The sequence below is a fragment of the Psychromonas sp. CD1 genome (assembly GCF_002239585.1).
Lineage (GTDB): Bacteria > Pseudomonadota > Gammaproteobacteria > Enterobacterales > Psychromonadaceae > Psychromonas.
This window is the reverse complement of the sequence record NZ_NDFH01000003.1, coordinates 1,072,422-1,088,546: the sequence shown is the minus strand read 5'-3', so window position 1 is coordinate 1,088,546 and position 16,125 is coordinate 1,072,422. Positions and strand designations below refer to the sequence as shown.

Below are 16,125 nucleotides of genomic sequence, written 5' to 3'. Positions count from 1 at the left end.
TTTTATTTAGTGAAGTACGGCTATTAAATTAGAGATGCAGTTATGCTCTGCACTATAACACCATTTTTTATTTTTAAATTGAGTCGGTTTTAATACTAAGATTTCATTTCTAGATATAGAAACAATGGCCACCATAAGATCTCGTTCTTGTGCATTCAGTAATTGTACGACTTTTTGTAAATGTTCGAGCGATAAGCATTGTCCGTTATCGGGATTCACTTTGACAACAATGGCAATACGTTCTTGTAATGGATCTATTTTTAGACGTTGTGTAATGCTATGTAATTGTACCTCACTTAAATCTGAGGATGTGACCAGTTGCAAAACAAGCTCTTCTAAATGGCGTTTATTCCACTGAATATCAGTGATTAATGCAGCTTGCTCTATGATCAATTCAGCTGTCATTTTAACCAACTCTCCATATTTGCGCACATGAGAGGGTTCGCCAGAAATGCCGACAACACCAATGATTTTATTTTGAAATAAAATAGGGAAATTGATGCCGATTTTGACGCCTCGAAGTTGTTGTGTCATCGCGTGGTTTATTTCTATAATTCGATTTTCGTTAATAGCAAGTGAAGCGCCTTCATGGCGACAATTAATTCGGCTTGGATCGCCAGATGCAATAATGAAGCCGAATTCATCCATAACATTCACTGAATGTTGAATGATCCGCATCGATCTGATGGATATTTTTTCAGCCATTTCTTTATTGAGTTGCATAGTATATTCCATATTTTGAAGCGTTTTTAGTATGATATAAAATAGAAGTTTTCAGAGGTAGCGTTTTTAGTATGATATAAAATAGAAGTTTTCAGAGGTAGTAGCTAGTCTTAATATAAGAGTGCATAAAAAAGAATGGGTTTATTTGTATTCTAATGGATTAAAAAATTGCTTATCATCTTTATGGAGTCTAAAAAGTATGTACATGAAAATTAAATATTTACTTATATTGTCTTTTATTTCATTGGTTGTCTACGCGGGTGAAGTTCATATAGAAACAAAGGGAAGTTTAATCCGTAACGATGTTTTTGATGCAAAACGGGATCGTATAGAAGCGTATAGAGATGCTGAAGCATTACGCCAATTAGACAATGAGTTACCCGCCATAGATATATCTGCTACTTGTTTATTATTAAAAACAGGGAGAGATATTTATTTTTGTGTTAGAAACCGGCGCTATTACCAACAATTCATTGAAGATAATGAAAAGCACTATCGGGTACTTTCTATTTTAGAGAGGCAACAGCAATTACAATAAGGATCGAGAGTTTAAAAATAGGGTGCTATGTCTGATATTGCTTTGTTTTGTTTATTAAATGATCACGGGGTGGTTTGTTATCCTATTTTGAAATAGTGACAGAGAATATATTTTAGGTATCATAGGCGTATAATAGAATATAGATGAATTATAGGCATTAATTATCGATAGTGTTCAATGACCTTTGGGTGCTTATTGACGTAATACATCATAATTTAATCCATCAACATTGTTTTACTTTTACTTAATTGGATATATTAATATGTTAGTACTTGGTCATCAAAATCCTGACTGTGATAGTTTATGTAGTGCGATCGCTCTTGCTGCACTTTTTAATAAAATTGGCCGTCCTGCAACACCGATTCTACAAGGTAAACCGAATCCTGAAGCTTTATTTTTATTAGATTGCGCTGGATTTGAACAGCCTGAGATCCGCACATCGGTTGCGGGTGAAGATATTTTCATTGTTGACTATTCGGATTGGGGGCAAGGCACTAGCGATATGAAAAAAGCTAGAGTGCGTGGTATTGTTGATCATCATAAATTAGGGGACATTACTACCTCTGAACCATTAGAATGTTGGATCTGGCCGGTGGGGTGTAGCGCTACAATTGTTTACAACATGTATAAATTTCATGAAAAAAGTCCCGAGCCTGCTATTGCTAAGCTGATGATGGGCGCTATTATTTCGGATACGGTAAACTTTCAGGGACCTACCACTACTGAACTAGATAAACGCGCCGCTTTTGCACTTGCAAAAATAGCGGGTGTGGATGATATTAAGGTCTTTGCAAAAGCTCAATTTGAAGCAAAATCAGATATTAAAAATGTTTCAGCAGCAGAGCTTATTTTACGCGATCAAAAAGTATTTGAAATGGCGGGTGAAAAAATAGCGATAGGGCAATTAGAATTAACATCATTAACAGTGGCTTTACAGAAAAAAGATGAAATGTTAGTTGAGATGAGACAACTACAGGCAGATAAAGGCTACCATTCTACCCTTGTACTTTTAACTGATATTACAACATTAGATACGACTGCTTTGATAATATCGAAGGATGCAGATAAAGTGGCTAACGCATTAAACAGTAGCGTTGAGGGAAATGTATTTGAACTACCAGGTGTAGTGAGCCGTAAAAAACAAATTATTCCATTCTTGCAGAGTGCATTCGAAAGTTAGTTTTTCTAACGTATAAACGATATTTAATGTACTTAATAAAGAAAATTATAGGTTTTAACTTTTGAATCGTGAAAGGATGAACATAAAAAATGTTCATCCTTTTTTATAGTGTCACTTTCAGTTATTCTGAGTCTTATCATTTTTTGAGGTTTTTATGCATATTCATATTCTCGGTATTTGTGGAACTTTTATGGGTGGCATTGCTATTATTGCCAAATCGTTAGGTCATAAAGTGACGGGGTCGGATAAAAATGTTTATCCGCCAATGAGTACACAATTGCAAGAACAGGGCATTGAACTTATTCATGGGTTTGACCCGAGTCAGCTCGATTGCGAGCCGGATATGATAATCATTGGTAATGCAATGAGTAGAGGTAATCCTTGTGTTGAAGCTATTTTAGACAAACAAATGCCTTATATCTCTGGTCCACAATGGTTATTAGAAAATGTTTTAAAAGATAGGTGGGTTTTAGCGGTGGCGGGAACTCATGGTAAAACATCAACTGCAAGCATGCTGGCTTGGATATTAGAATATGCAGGAATGAAACCTGGTTTTTTAATTGGTGGCGTGCCATACAATTTTGGTTTATCGGCACGTCTCGGTGAAACGCCTTTTTTTGTAATTGAAGCCGATGAATATGATTGCGCCTTTTTTGATAAGCGCTCTAAATTTGTGCATTATCATCCACGGACGTTAGTTTTAAATAATCTTGAGTTCGATCACGCGGATATTTTTGATGATTTAGATGCGATAAAAAAACAATTTCATCATTTGATACGAACAGTTCCTGAAAGTGGGCGTATTTTTTTCCCTAATCAAGATGATGCATTAATGTCCGTCAAACATATGGGTTGCTGGAGTGAAGTTGAATATTTAGGTGAGAATTGGTCTATTAATAAGATTCAAGAAGACGGCTCGAAATTTGAAGTTTTATTTAATGGTAAAGCTGGGGGGGTTGTTAATTGGCCTTTAATTGGTGAGCATAATATTAATAATGCTTTAGGTGCCATCGCCGCCGCCCGGCATGTGGGTGTTACGCCAGAAATATCAACGCAAGCTTTAGGTCTTTTTAAAAGTATTAAGCGGCGGATGGAAGTTAAAGGCGTGGTAAATAATATTACCGTTTATGATGATTTTGCGCATCACCCGACAGCAATTAATACTACGTTATTAGGTTTACGAGCGAAAGTTGGAGAGGCACGAATTATTGCGGTATTAGAGCCGAGATCTAACACGATGCGTTTAGGTATACAAAAAGAAGCGGTTGTAAATGCGCTTTCTGTTGCAGATGCTATTTATTTTTATGAAAGTGTTGATATGCAGTGGTCTATTGCTGATTTGTTTCTTGAGCAAGGTAAAAAAGTTGATATATCAACAGATATCGAAGACTTAGTCGATAAATTAGTTGATATTGCTGTTCCAGGAGATCATATCTTGATAATGAGTAATGGTGGGTTTGGAAATTTACATCAGAAGTTATTAGATAATCTGTAGGGTTCATTATGTTTTTAGATAAAGTAACATTAGCGGTTACGGGAGCATCAGGTAGTGGTTATTTTTTACGTCTATTAGATACATTAGTAAAAAGTAATTGCCAAATTTATTTGCTTTTATCTGACGCTGCAAAAATAGTATTAAAAACAGAAGTTGATGAGCAGTGGCCTGATGAAATAGAAGCCTTAAATGCTTTTTTAGAAAAACGTTTTAATACGCAAGCACAGCAAATTATTGTTTTGGGCCGTATGGATTGGTTTTCAGTTGTAGCGTCTGGTTCATCCGCACCAAAGAAGATGATCATTTGTCCGTGTAGTTGTGGGACATTCGCCTCGATTGCACAGGGTTTATCAAAGACCTTAATTGAGCGTGCCGCAGATGTTGTGCTTAAAGAGCGCGGGCAACTTATTATCATGCCAAGAGAAACTCCATTTTCTACCTTGCATTTGCGTAATTTATTAACGCTTTCTGAATTAGGCGTTACCATCATGCCATTAGCACCTGGTTTTTATCATCGCCCGCAATCTATTGTGGAGTTACATGACTTTATGGTGGCACGTTTGTTGGATCACTTAAAAATAAAACATACAAAAAGCAAAAGGTGGTGTCAATAAAGGATTTTTTGACGAATTTATATATGGTAAAGAAGATCTTGTAACGCATGACTATAAAACACCATTAAAATTATTATGTTTTGTCATCAACTATGTTATTAGATTACGCTGCTTTTAGGGAGATTGGAATATTCATCACATTGGATATCCGGAATAATTAATCTTGTTTTTTGATGTAAGGCGTTTATTTTTTATGCGTACTATTGACATTTTTTTCATTTAAGCGATGTTGAATAGTGGTACAATCGCCCGTTAATTAAGTAAATAGGTATAATATGAATCATTCGATTGCAACAATGATCTCTGAAGATGAGATAGAGAAACGAGTCAAAGAAATGGCATTACAAATTGATGCGCATTATAAAGATAGTGAGTCACTTATACTCGTTGGGTTATTAAGAGGATCGGTTATTTTCTTATCCGATCTCGCCAGACGTTTAACTATTCCGGTTAAACTAGATTTTATGGCAACCTCAAGTTATGGTAGTAGTACTGTTGCAGGTGAAGTTAAAATTTTAAAAGAATTAGACGAAGAAATTCGTAATAAAGATGTGCTTATTGTGGAAGATATCGTTGATACAGGTAATACATTAGCAAAAATAAAAGAAATGTTGTTATTACGTAATCCTAATTCTGTTGCTATTTGTGCGTTACTTAATAAGCCTTCTCGTCGAGAAGTTGATGTAAAAATTGATTGGCAAGGATTTTCAATCGAAGATAAATTTGTGGTTGGTTATGGGATGGACTTTAATCAACTATATCGTAATCTACCTTATATTGGCATGGTTACGTTTAATGATTAATATAGGTAAACCGTATGTATGCGATTGATCTCGATAATGTAAAAAAAGTATACAAAGGAGGCGTTGAAGCATTAAAAGGACTTTCTTTGCAAGTGGAAGAAGGTGATTTTTATGCTTTACTCGGACCTAATGGTGCAGGGAAGTCAACGATAATTGGTATCATTGCTTCTTTGGTGAATAAAAGCTCGGGAAAAATAAAGGTTTTTGGCTATGATTTAGATAGTCAGCTTGAATCTGCTAAGAGTCAAATTGGTTTAGTGCCTCAAGAATTTAATTTTAATCAATTTGAACCACCTATTCAGATATTAGTTAACCAAGCTGGGTATTATGGAATTAACCGTAAAGAGGCATTATTACGTGCTGAAAAATATTTAAAAAAATTAGATCTTTGGGATAAACGAGATCAAGCTTCCCGTGAATTATCCGGTGGTATGAAGCGGCGCTTAATGATTGCTCGTGCGTTGATGCATGAGCCTCGTTTGTTGATTTTAGATGAGCCGACAGCGGGTGTGGATATTGAAGTTCGTCGAACTATGTGGGGATTTTTACAAGAGTTAAATAGTAAAGGTGTCACCATTATTCTAACGACTCATTACTTAGAAGAAGCGGAAAGGTTATGCCGCAATATAGGCATTATAGATAAAGGGAATTTAGTTGAAAATACTAGTATGAAAGAATTGTTGTCGAGATTAGACTCCGAGACTTTTATATTAGATGTTGATCCACCATTGTATCTGCCGAGTAGTGAACGTTTTAAAATTACCCAATTAGATGAAGTCACATTAGAATTGGAATTGTCTAAAGAGCTTTCTTTAAATAAAGTATTCGAGGAACTTACAGCTCAGGGAATTCGAGTAAATAGTTTAAGGAATAAATCTAATCGTTTAGAAGAGTTATTTGTAGGCTTACTTAAAAATGAGAAAGTTAATGTTTAAATGTTCCTATCGTATTGCACTACAAAGTATATTGCGTAAAGAAATTAATCGTTTTTTACGTATTTGGTTACAGACTTTAGTCCCACCAGTTATAACTGTAAGCCTCTATTTTGTTATTTTTGGCAATTTAATTGGTTCGCGTATTGGTAGCATGGGCGGGGTGGATTATATGTCTTTCATCGTACCCGGTTTAATTATGATGTCGGTGATCACCAACTCATATTCAAATGTGGCCTCGTCTTTTTTTAGTGCTAAATTTCAAAATAATATTGAAGAGTTATTAGTGGCTCCCGTACCCAATTATATTATTATTTTCGGATATGTGGGTGGAGGCATGACACGCGGGCTGATGGTTGGATTTCTTGTCACTTGTGTTTCGTTACTATTTATTGACTTACATATTTTTAATTTAGGGATCTTAATTTTAAGTGTGCTTTGTACTTCAATTTTATTTTCACTGGCTGGACTATTAAATGCGTTATTTGCTAAAACATTTGACGATATTAGTATTATACCTTCTTTTGTATTAACACCATTAACATACTTAGGTGGTGTTTTTTATTCCATCAGTTTATTACCACCTGTTTGGCAAGTTATTTCCCATTTTAATCCTGTCTTTTATATGATCAATGCCTTTCGTTATGGTTTTTTAGGTATTGCGGATGTCAATCTATCGGTTGCCTTTAGTGTTATTTTCGCTTTTATTGGCATCCTTTATATATTAGTCAGTATTTTATTGAAAAAAGGTGTAGGTATACGTACATGATGGTACTCGGTAATTCAAGAATTATTACATCGAATCAAAATGGTTTACATGAGCAATTAGACGAAGTGGTGTTGAAACATTTAAAGCATCGTTTTCAAAAGCCTTATCAAAAGCATACATTAGATGCATTTAAAGCCTGTGAAAAGTGGGTTGAGCAGCAAAATAAACCGATTATTTTTGATTCTTGTTGTGGCGTAGGGGAAAGTACATATCATCTTGCTTTAAGGCACCCTGAAGCGATTGTTTTAGGTCTTGATAAGTCAGCAGATAGGCTCTCTAAACATGGCATAGAGGCTGCGGATAACTATCGTTTATTACAAGTTAATTTAAATGATTTTTGGAGGCTTGCGCTTGATGCAGGTTGGCATTTGTCGCATCATTATTTACTGTATCCCAACCCTTGGCCTAAAGCTAAACACTTACAACGACGTTGGCATGGTAGCGCTGTTTTCCCTGCTATTATAGCTTTGGGTGGTGAGTTAGAGTTACGTAGTAATTGGTTTACGTATATCAAAGAATTTGCGCGTGCATTAGAGCTTGCGGGGCAATCGAGCCAAATACAAGAATATCAAGCAGCTAAAGCGATTACACCTTTTGAGCGTAAGTATTGGGCAAGTGGGCAAGCCTCATTACAACTTAAAGCGAGTTTAAAATAATGGTCGAGGCTTTTTATAAAACATGTATTTGATAATGAGATACGTGACTCGGTAGGGGGAACCATGCCGGAATATCTCTTTGAATCAATTAATATAACGAGACTGGCAGTCATCTTCAGTGACCTTACTGGAAAGTAATCTACGTTTATCTGCAGGCTTGCTTGATACGATAACCTCGTTTGCCTGTATTGCGGGAAAGTTCTCTACTAATAGTTGATTGGCTGACGTTTAACTGCCGTGCTATTTTATTTTGACTCAATCCTATTTTCTTTAAGGCTTAAACCTGGCATCTTAGCTCATAGCTCAGTTGTTTATATGTTTTCATTGTTGCATCTCTTGCCGGAGAAAAAGTGATTAGCATATATTCAGCTGACCACTTTTTCTACCTATTCAAGTTATGCACTTATTATTTGAATCTAAGGCATGATTTCTTTTGCTTTTTCAATAATATTTTCTACTGTAAAACCAAACATTTTAAATAACTCATCGGCAGGTGCAGACTCACCAAAGGTTGTCATACCAATCACACGTCCGTTTAAACCAACATATTTATACCAGTAATCACTAATACCCGCTTCAATAGCAACACGCGCTGTCACTGCATGTGGCAGTACAGCCTCGCGATAAGCACTATCTTGTTTATCAAAAATGTCAGTAGAGGGCATAGATACTACTCGTACTTCTTTACCTTCTTGACTTAATTGAGCAGCCGCTTGCATAGCAAGGTTCACTTCAGACCCCGTTGCAATGAGAAGTAAATCGGGAGTGCCTGAACATTCTTTTAAAATATAACCACCCTTGGAAATATTCGTAACTTGCTCCGTACTACGTAATTGTTGTACCAAGTTTTGGCGTGAAAAAATGAGTGCTGTGGGGGCATTTTTCCGTTCTATTGCTAGTTTCCAAGCAACGGCAGATTCGACCTGATCACAAGGACGCCATGTACTCATATTTGGCGTTAAGCGTAATGAAGATATTTGTTCAACAGGTTGATGTGTTGGACCATCTTCACCTAAGCCGATAGAATCATGAGTGTAGACTTGAATGTTTTGTATCTTCATCAACGCGGCCATTCTTAATGCATTACGTGCATACTCCATAAACATTAAGAAAGTTGCGCCGTAGGGGATAAAACCACCGTGTAAAGTTATCCCATTCATCATGGCTGTCATTGCAAATTCACGTACGCCGTAATGAAGATAGTTACCTGATGCATTATTACGAGTAATTGGTTTTGAACCTGACCAAATGGTTAAGTTCGATGGAGCAAGATCTGCTGAGCCACCAAGAAATTCAGGTAACATACATCCAAAGGCTTCAAGTGCATTTTGAGATGCTTTTCTTGATGCAATATTAGCAGGGTTCGCTTGTAAATCTGCAATAATAGCTGATGTTTTTTGTTCCCAATGTTCTGGTAGTTCACCTTTGACTCTGCGTGTAAATTCAGCCGCTAGTTCAGGATAAGCACGACTATAAGCTGTAAATTTTTCATTCCAATTATTTTCTTTGGCTTGGCCCGCTTGTTTTGCATCCCACTGTGCATAAATATCAGTCGGGATTTCAAATGGCCCGTATTCCCATCCGAGAGCTTTGCGTGTTGCAATAATTTCATCAGCACCAAGTGGGGCCCCATGACAATTATGTGTACCTTGTTTCGTAGGTGAACCAAAGCCAATAATTGTTTTTGCACAAATAAGGGTAGGTTTTTCTGTTTCAGCTTGGGCTGCTTGAATCGCGTCGTTGATAGCTTTTGCATCATGTCCATCGACATTAGCAATAACATGCCAACCGTAAGCTTCGAAGCGTTTTGGAGTATCATCTGTAAACCAGCCATCGACGTCACCATCAATGGAAATGCCGTTGTCATCCCAAAATGCAATCAGTTTGCCAAGACCTAAGGTCCCTGCAAGAGAACAAGCTTCATGTGAGATCCCTTCCATAAGACAGCCATCACCCATAAATACATAAGTATGATGATCGACAATACAGTGATCTTTTTTATTAAATTGGGCTGCTAATGTTTTTTCAGCTAATGCCATCCCGATGGCATTCGTAATGCCTTGACCTAGAGGTCCTGTCGTTGTTTCAATACCAGGTGCGTAGCCATATTCAGGGTGACCAGGTGTTTTGGAATGCAATTGACGGAAGTTTTTTAAATCGTCAATAGAAAGATCATATCCACTAAGATGAAGTAGAGAATATAAAAGCATTGAGCCATGACCATTAGATAAAATAAAGCGATCTCTATCCGACCATTGAGGGTTTTGAGGGTTGTGCTTTAAGTGACCGCGCCAAAGAACTTCTGCGATATCTGCCATGCCCATAGGCGCCCCAGGGTGACCCGAATTAGCTTGTTGTACAGCGTCCATACTTAAAGCTCGGATAGCGTTAGCGAGTTGATTACTTTGCATAAATATTACCATTTATAAGTGATTAAATCGTTTTTCAGAGAAATAAAAGCAAATGCAGATGAGTCTGAATTGCTTTTATTTTAAATAATTAAAGCTTTGCCGCGATCATTATTTCAAGTTTGCCTTGATCGATAGCAAAATTACGGATCCCTTCAGCTAGTTTTTCAACTGCCATGGCATCTTGATTATGTTCCCAAAGGAACTGTGCATGCGTCATGGCATCAGGACGAGTTTTAATATCCGTTGCAGCGACTAATTTAATGACAACTTCACCTTCAGCCTCTTCTAATTCTTGTAATAATGCAGGGGCGATAGTTAAGCGATCGCAACCTGCAATTTCTAAGATTTCACCGATACTACGGAAACTTGCACCCATAACTACGGTGCTATATTCATGTTCTTTGTAGTAATTATAAATAGTTGTGACAGAGATCACGCCAGGATCTTCTTGTGGTGAAAAATCACGACCTTCTTTTGCTTTATGCCAATCCATGATACGTCCTACAAAAGGAGATATTAAAAATGCGCCTGCTTCTGCACATGCACGTGCTTGTGCGAAAGAGAATAATAAAGTTAAGTTGCAGTTAATACCTTCTTTTTCAAGAATTTCTGCTGCGCGAATACCTTCCCATGTTGAGGCTAATTTAATTAAGATGCGTTCATTTTTGATGCCTGCATCGTTATACATTTTTATCAGTTGGCGTGCTTTAGTGACACTGGCATTTGTATCGTAAGAAAGGCGCGCATCGACTTCTGTAGATATACGTCCTGGAATAGTTGTTAAGATCTCTTTGCCGATATTAACGGCGAGCATGTCGCAGGTATCTTGTACTTGTTGCGCTTTATCATTGCTTTGCTGTTTTGCATAAGCAATGGCTTGGGTAATAAGAGGCGCATAATCAGAAATTTGAGCTGCTTTAAGGATAAGTGATGGATTGGTGGTCGCATCTTCGGGTTGATATTTACGGATCTCTTCAATATCACCTGTATCGGCAACGACAGTGGTTATTTTTCTAAGTTGTTGTAATTTGTTGCTCATATATATCATCCTTATATTTGCTTAATTATGCATAGCTATTTTTTCTTCGTACCTTTAAATAAATAAAGCTTACGAATGTTCAACGTTGAACATTAGGGTTGCTCATATGTTTAACGCTTGAGTAATTGATAGATTCAAAATAGCTGATTCACTTTATAAGTCAATCAAGTATGTGTTTAAATACGTACTAATCTCTATTTTCAATTGTGAAAGTGTAAAAGAGAGAGAAAAATGCGGTTTTAAATTATTCCTTATAAAACAGACAAAGACTTTTTGGCGCGCATATGTAACAATGCCGATCAAATGTAATACTTAGTTGGTGTCGTAGAGAGAGATAAAATGATTATAAAAAAACTTGATATATCAGCGCAACAAACAGATTTATTAACAGAAATATCTGTTGCGTATTATCAAGAGGGCTCTACACAGGAAGAGATATCAAAGAAATTCTCGATATCTAGAGCAAAAGTAGGGCGCATGCTTAAGCAAGCCAGAAAAGAAGGAATTGTTGAGATAACAGTAAAATATCATCCTGTATTCAGTGCGCAAATTGAGCAACGCTTAATAAAACGGTTTTCGATAAAGCGAGCATTGATAGCTTTAGATCAAAATAATGAAGAGGAGCAACGCTTACAGGTGGCGGGTTTAGTTTCTAATTATCTGGCAAGTATTCTTAAAGATGGCATGGTCGTTACTGTTGGTCAGGGACGTAATGTTTCTGCGGTTGCCCATCATGTTGGCGTTATTGCCCCTAGAGATTGTAAGTTTGTATGTGCTATTGGTGGGATACATCCTAGGGGCGGGATGTTTAACGCAGATCATATCAGTCGGCAATTAGCCAAAAAATATGGTGGTAGTTCAGAAACTTTATACGCCCCCGCTTACGCTGAAAATAAGGCGCAAAAAATGGCCTTTATGCAGAATGAAACTGTTAAGCAAACGCTAGACTTGGCAAGAAAAGCAGATGTTTCTTTAGTGGGTATTGGCAATATGAGTGAAAATAATTACATGGTAAGTTTAGGTTGGTTTACCGCAGATGAGGTGCTTCAATCAAGATTAAATAATGGTGTTGTAGGTGATTTCGGCGGATATGATTTTTTTAATGTACAAGGAAATGTTGCTAATACGGTAATGAATGATCGTGTCATAGGACTAAGTATTGATGAATTTAGGCCTATATCAAATGTAATCGCGATTGCATCTGAAAATAATAAACCGTTGGCATTATTAGGCGCTTTACGTAGTGGGGCGGTAGATGTGCTTGCAACAAGTGTCAGTAATGCATTAACTATTTTAAATTTAGATGAACAAATTAAGGTTTGAATATTTACAGTGTTCTATTTAGATCGAAGAGAGCATTTTCATTTTTTATTGTTAGATATAATTTGATTTTTTATGCGTAACCCCCCATTTTTAATAGAGTTCAAGCATAGATATTTTTTCGGTGCTTATTTAAGTTTTTGAATGGGTGGGTAATACCACCGATTTCCATGTGAGATTGCTCATATTTAAGTCACTTACCTTTTATCTTTATGTAAGTTTCATCCACTCGTCATGAGTCAGATACTTTACGTTTTCTTTTTCTGAAACTGGGTTTCAAGCAATGGAGAATATTGATCACCCAACGATTTAAGGTTGTGTGATCAATATGAATATTCCATTCAGTAAATATCTTTTCTATTTCACGATAACTGAGTTTGTAAGCTAGATAATATCGAAGTGTCATCATGATGATGGATAATGTCGTCCTGAAAAATTAATTGCACGGCACTCATGCTCTTAAAAAGAGAGAAACATTACAACACATTGGTTTACTTCGTCAATTTTGCGACAGAACCCGTTGCAACGCATTGAAAAGGAGAGCAGACTCACGCAATATTCAATTGGTTTGTTTTGCAAGTTTATCTATGTATACAAATCTTTTTTCACCCTTAATAAAGTACACCGCATATACACATCGGCGGATAATACAGCCTATTTTACCAACGGGCTTCTTCTTTATTGGAGCACCTTAATGCAGAAAGTTAATTTATTTGTTACTTGTCTATGCGACACAGTGAAAGCTGATGTGGCTAAAAAAACAGTTCAATTACTCGAACAATTAAACTGTGAGATCATTTTTCCTGAAAAACAAGGATGTTGTGGTCAGCCCGCTATCAATAGTGGTTATATCGAAAGCTCTAAACCCGCGATGAAAACACTTATTAAAGCGTTTGAAATCAATAATTATCCCATTGTAACGCCTGCAGGCTCTTGTGCTGCTTCCATAAAAAATTATCCAAAATATTTTGCTAGTGAACCCAAATGGGCAGCTCGAGCTCAACAAATTGCAAATCGTTTATTTGAACTCACTCAATTTATTGTGAATGAATTAGGTATTGATAATGTCGGCGCTCGCCTTGCTGGTCGCGCTGTTTATCATCCATCTTGTAGTTTAATTAGAAAACTTGGCGTACGCGAAGAGCCATTATGTTTACTTGCAAACGTACAAGGCTTAGAAATGTTAGCGATTGAAAATCAAGAAACATGCTGCGGTTTTGGAGGAACATTCTCGATTAAAATGGGAGAAATATCCTCCGCCATGGTTAAAGAAAAAGTTCAGCATATCAGTAAGGTAGAGCCGGATTTTTTGATTTGTGCCGATGTTAGTTGCCTTATGAATATAGGTGGGCGTATTAGCCGTGAAAATAAACCCGTTAAAGTGATGCATATTGTTGATGTGCTACTAAGTCGATAAAAGGATATTATTATGTCGATGAAAACCAGTTCAAAAAACTTTCAGGAGCGCATTGATGTACAAATGCAAAATGATGTAATGCTCCATACCGTGGCTCATGCTCAAGGACTTATGTTTGAAAATCGTCAAATTGCAGCCGACAAATTAGGTAACTGGGAACAATGGCGTGAGATGGGAAAAGATATCCGCGATCATGTACTTGAAAACTTAGATTATTATTTACAACAATTAAGCGATAATGTTAAAAAAAATGGTGGACATGTATTTTTTGCACAAACTGCAATAGAAGCAACCGATTATATTGAAAAAATTATAAAAGAAAAAAAAGCAAAAAAGATCGTAAAAGCTAAATCTATGGTTACAGAAGAAATTGGCCTTAACCAAATGATATTACGTAATGGATGGCAAGTAGTTGAAACTGATTTAGGCGAATATATTTTACAATGTGATGATTATAATGCCCCTTCACATATTGTCGTACCCGCTCTGCATAAAAGTCGCGCTCAAATTCGCGAGATATTTAAAGATAAAGCAGGCTACACAGGTACAGATAACCCTGAAGAGATGACCCGTTTTGTTCGAGAACATCTTCGTCACGATTTTTTAGAAGCCGATATCGGCATCACCGGTTGTAATTTTGCAGTAGCAGAGTCCGGCTCTATTTCCTTAGTCACGAATGAAGGTAATGCGCGTTTATCAACTACGTTACCCAAAGTACATATAGCAGTCATGGGAATGGAGCGCATTGTCCCCACTTTTGAAGAACTTGATATCGTAATAAGTTTACTCTGTCGTAGCGCTGTAGGGCAAGCTCTAACAGGCTATATCACCGCGCTAACTGGACCTCGTGAAGATGATAATTGTGATGGACCGGAAGAATTTCATTTAGTCATTGTTGATAATGGGCGCTCTGACATTTTAGGGACTAAGTTTCAAGATATTTTACGCTGTATCCGCTGTGCTGCCTGCATTAATACCTGCCCCGCTTATCGACATATTGGTGGGCAAGCATATGGTTCTATCTACCCAGGCCCTATCGGTGCAGTGTTATCACCCCTACTTGGTGGCTATGATGATTTTAAAGAATTACCTTACGCATGCACTTTATGTAAAGCGTGTCATGATGTTTGCCCCGTTAAAATCCCCTTGTCCGATCTATTACTGAAACACCGAGAAAAAATGGCAGATCAAAAAATCACACCACTTGCTGAGCGTGCTGCTGTTACTGTTTTTAATTATGTTAATGCACGCCCGATATTATGGAATACAAGTGTGAAAATAGGCGCGCGTATCGCCACCGGTCTTATTAAAAAAGGGAAACTGCCTATTAATATAGGTCCGATTAAAGAATGGACTAACACTCGAGATCTACCTAACCCTGATGGTGAATCATTTCGGACTTGGTTTAAAAACAGAAAATAAATATAAAAGAGTATATTACTATGCTAGAAAATAAAACAACTAAAGTATCGGGTAGTATTTATAATCGTGACAAATTCTTAAATAATATTGCAGAAAAACTAGGACGAAACCGTAAATATAAAAATGTTATTCGTCCTACATTAAAATATTCATGTCATTGGGAAGTAATGGCTGATTTTACTCAAGATCAACTTAAAGATGAATTAATTAAATTCACTAAAGAAACATTAGGTATGCAAACCCTGTGTATAAAAAAAGCACAATTAGCAGAAACATTACGTACACTTTGTGCGCATTATTGCGCAAAGGCAGACGTCCATGGAAATACTCTATTTTCAGCCGATAAACGTTTACTTGCGATGTTGAATCCTCAAGATTTAGTCAATGCAAAGCATAGTGTACATATTTGGGATGCTTCTGCGGGATATAAAGCTAATATAAAATTTGCCGAACAAGCAAATGTTGGCGTTGTATTTGCTGAATATGCTTTAGCAGAATCGGGCACGGTTGTGCTTTATAATTCGGCACTACAAGGACGTGCTATCAGCTTATTACCCGAGGCATCTATTTTTATCGTATTAAAGAGTTCATTATTACCACGTATGACACAAGCCACTCGCATACTTAATGAAAAAATCAAAACAGGAGAGCGTATACCTTCGTGTATTAATTTTATCTCAGGGCCTAGTTCGACTGCAGATATAGAGCTTATTAAAGTCGTAGGTGCACATGGACCTATTTATGCAACCTACGTCATTATTGATGATATGTAAGTAGCATTGATTCACTAAATAGAAAGATAGCTC

15 protein-coding genes and 2 pseudogenes are annotated in these 16,125 nt (G+C 36.8%); 12 read left to right on the top strand and 5 right to left on the bottom strand.

The genetic code is table 11. The features are described 5' to 3' along the window. Positions 1 to 6: 6 nt before the first annotated feature. Positions 7 to 723, bottom strand: coding sequence for a sugar diacid recognition domain-containing protein (locus tag B8W84_RS06540; protein ID WP_094752463.1), 717 nt, complete (start codon positions 721 to 723; stop codon positions 7 to 9). 205 nt (positions 724 to 928) lie between these two features. Between B8W84_RS06540 and B8W84_RS06535 the strand changes: the two genes are divergently transcribed. From B8W84_RS06535 to trmB, 8 genes are all read left to right on the top strand, one after another. Beyond that, positions 929 to 1,261, top strand: a complete 333-nt coding sequence (locus tag B8W84_RS06535) for a hypothetical protein (protein ID WP_143522285.1) — start codon at positions 929 to 931, stop codon at positions 1,259 to 1,261. Between the two features lie 262 nt (positions 1,262 to 1,523). Continuing rightward, positions 1,524 to 2,441 carry a manganese-dependent inorganic pyrophosphatase gene (locus B8W84_RS06530; RefSeq protein ID WP_094752461.1) on the top strand — a complete coding sequence of 306 codons (918 nt, stop codon included), beginning with the start codon at positions 1,524 to 1,526 and terminating at the stop codon, positions 2,439 to 2,441. A gap of 154 nt (positions 2,442 to 2,595) precedes the next feature. Beyond that, positions 2,596 to 3,936: a UDP-N-acetylmuramate:L-alanyl-gamma-D-glutamyl-meso-diaminopimelate ligase gene (mpl, locus tag B8W84_RS06525; RefSeq protein WP_094752460.1), complete on the top strand. Its 1,341-nt coding sequence runs from the start codon at positions 2,596 to 2,598 to the stop codon at positions 3,934 to 3,936. An 8-nt stretch (positions 3,937 to 3,944) separates the two neighbouring features. After that, positions 3,945 to 4,550, top strand: a complete 606-nt coding sequence (locus tag B8W84_RS06520; RefSeq protein ID WP_094752459.1) for a flavin prenyltransferase UbiX — start codon at positions 3,945 to 3,947, stop codon at positions 4,548 to 4,550. Positions 4,551 to 4,825: 275 nt separating this feature from the next. After that, positions 4,826 to 5,353 (top strand): hypoxanthine phosphoribosyltransferase, encoded by a 528-nt coding sequence (gene hpt, locus B8W84_RS06515; RefSeq protein WP_094752458.1) that lies wholly within the window; start codon positions 4,826 to 4,828, stop codon positions 5,351 to 5,353. A 14-nt stretch (positions 5,354 to 5,367) separates the two neighbouring features. Then, the gene (locus B8W84_RS06510; protein WP_094752457.1) at positions 5,368 to 6,288 is read left to right on the top strand and encodes an ABC transporter ATP-binding protein; all 921 of its coding nucleotides are present in this window, start codon (positions 5,368 to 5,370) and stop codon (positions 6,286 to 6,288) included. Next, positions 6,281 to 7,054 (top strand): ABC transporter permease, encoded by a 774-nt coding sequence (locus B8W84_RS06505; RefSeq protein ID WP_094752456.1) that lies wholly within the window; start codon positions 6,281 to 6,283, stop codon positions 7,052 to 7,054. Before B8W84_RS06510 ends, B8W84_RS06505 begins: the two co-directional genes overlap by 8 nt. After that, positions 7,054 to 7,710, top strand: coding sequence for a tRNA (guanine(46)-N(7))-methyltransferase TrmB (gene trmB, locus B8W84_RS06500; protein ID WP_094752759.1), 657 nt, complete (start codon positions 7,054 to 7,056; stop codon positions 7,708 to 7,710). The genes B8W84_RS06505 and trmB overlap by 1 nt, the downstream gene beginning before the upstream one ends. A 77-nt stretch (positions 7,711 to 7,787) precedes the next feature. Here trmB and B8W84_RS08250 read toward each other — a convergent pair. The 3 genes and pseudogenes from B8W84_RS08250 to tal form a co-directional block, all read right to left on the bottom strand. Beyond that, a pseudogene (locus B8W84_RS08250) lies at positions 7,788 to 7,975 on the bottom strand (helix-turn-helix domain-containing protein); the annotation flags it as partial. 151 nt (positions 7,976 to 8,126) lie between these two features. Next, the gene (tkt, locus tag B8W84_RS06490) at positions 8,127 to 10,121 is read right to left on the bottom strand and encodes a transketolase (RefSeq protein WP_094752454.1); all 1,995 of its coding nucleotides are present in this window, start codon (positions 10,119 to 10,121) and stop codon (positions 8,127 to 8,129) included. A gap of 88 nt (positions 10,122 to 10,209) precedes the next feature. Then, positions 10,210 to 11,160, bottom strand: coding sequence for a transaldolase (gene tal, locus B8W84_RS06485; protein WP_094752453.1), 951 nt, complete (start codon positions 11,158 to 11,160; stop codon positions 10,210 to 10,212). A 339-nt stretch (positions 11,161 to 11,499) separates the two neighbouring features. Here tal and B8W84_RS06480 point away from each other — a divergent pair, with 339 nt between their 5' ends. Further along, positions 11,500 to 12,483: a sugar-binding transcriptional regulator gene (locus tag B8W84_RS06480; protein WP_094752452.1), complete on the top strand. Its 984-nt coding sequence runs from the start codon at positions 11,500 to 11,502 to the stop codon at positions 12,481 to 12,483. A gap of 232 nt (positions 12,484 to 12,715) precedes the next feature. On the opposite strand, the pseudogene B8W84_RS06475 reads toward B8W84_RS06480, so the two are convergent. After that, positions 12,716 to 12,921: pseudogene (locus tag B8W84_RS06475) on the bottom strand (IS6 family transposase); the annotation flags it as partial. Between the two features lie 253 nt (positions 12,922 to 13,174). On the opposite strand from B8W84_RS06475, the gene B8W84_RS06470 reads away from it, so the two are divergent. Genes B8W84_RS06470 through B8W84_RS06460 form a run of 3 tightly spaced genes read left to right on the top strand, consistent with a single transcriptional unit; the run spans position 13,175 to position 16,092 of the window. Continuing rightward, positions 13,175 to 13,897, top strand: a complete 723-nt coding sequence (locus B8W84_RS06470) for a (Fe-S)-binding protein (RefSeq protein ID WP_094752451.1) — start codon at positions 13,175 to 13,177, stop codon at positions 13,895 to 13,897. Positions 13,898 to 13,909: 12 nt separating this feature from the next. Beyond that, complete coding sequence (locus B8W84_RS06465; protein ID WP_094752450.1) at positions 13,910 to 15,319, top strand: LutB/LldF family L-lactate oxidation iron-sulfur protein; 1,410 nt, start codon at positions 13,910 to 13,912, stop codon at positions 15,317 to 15,319. Positions 15,320 to 15,339: 20 nt separating this feature from the next. Beyond that, on the top strand, positions 15,340 to 16,092 hold the full coding sequence (locus tag B8W84_RS06460) for a LutC/YkgG family protein (RefSeq protein ID WP_094752449.1): 753 nt from the start codon (positions 15,340 to 15,342) through the stop codon (positions 16,090 to 16,092). Positions 16,093 to 16,125: the final 33 nt, after the last annotated feature.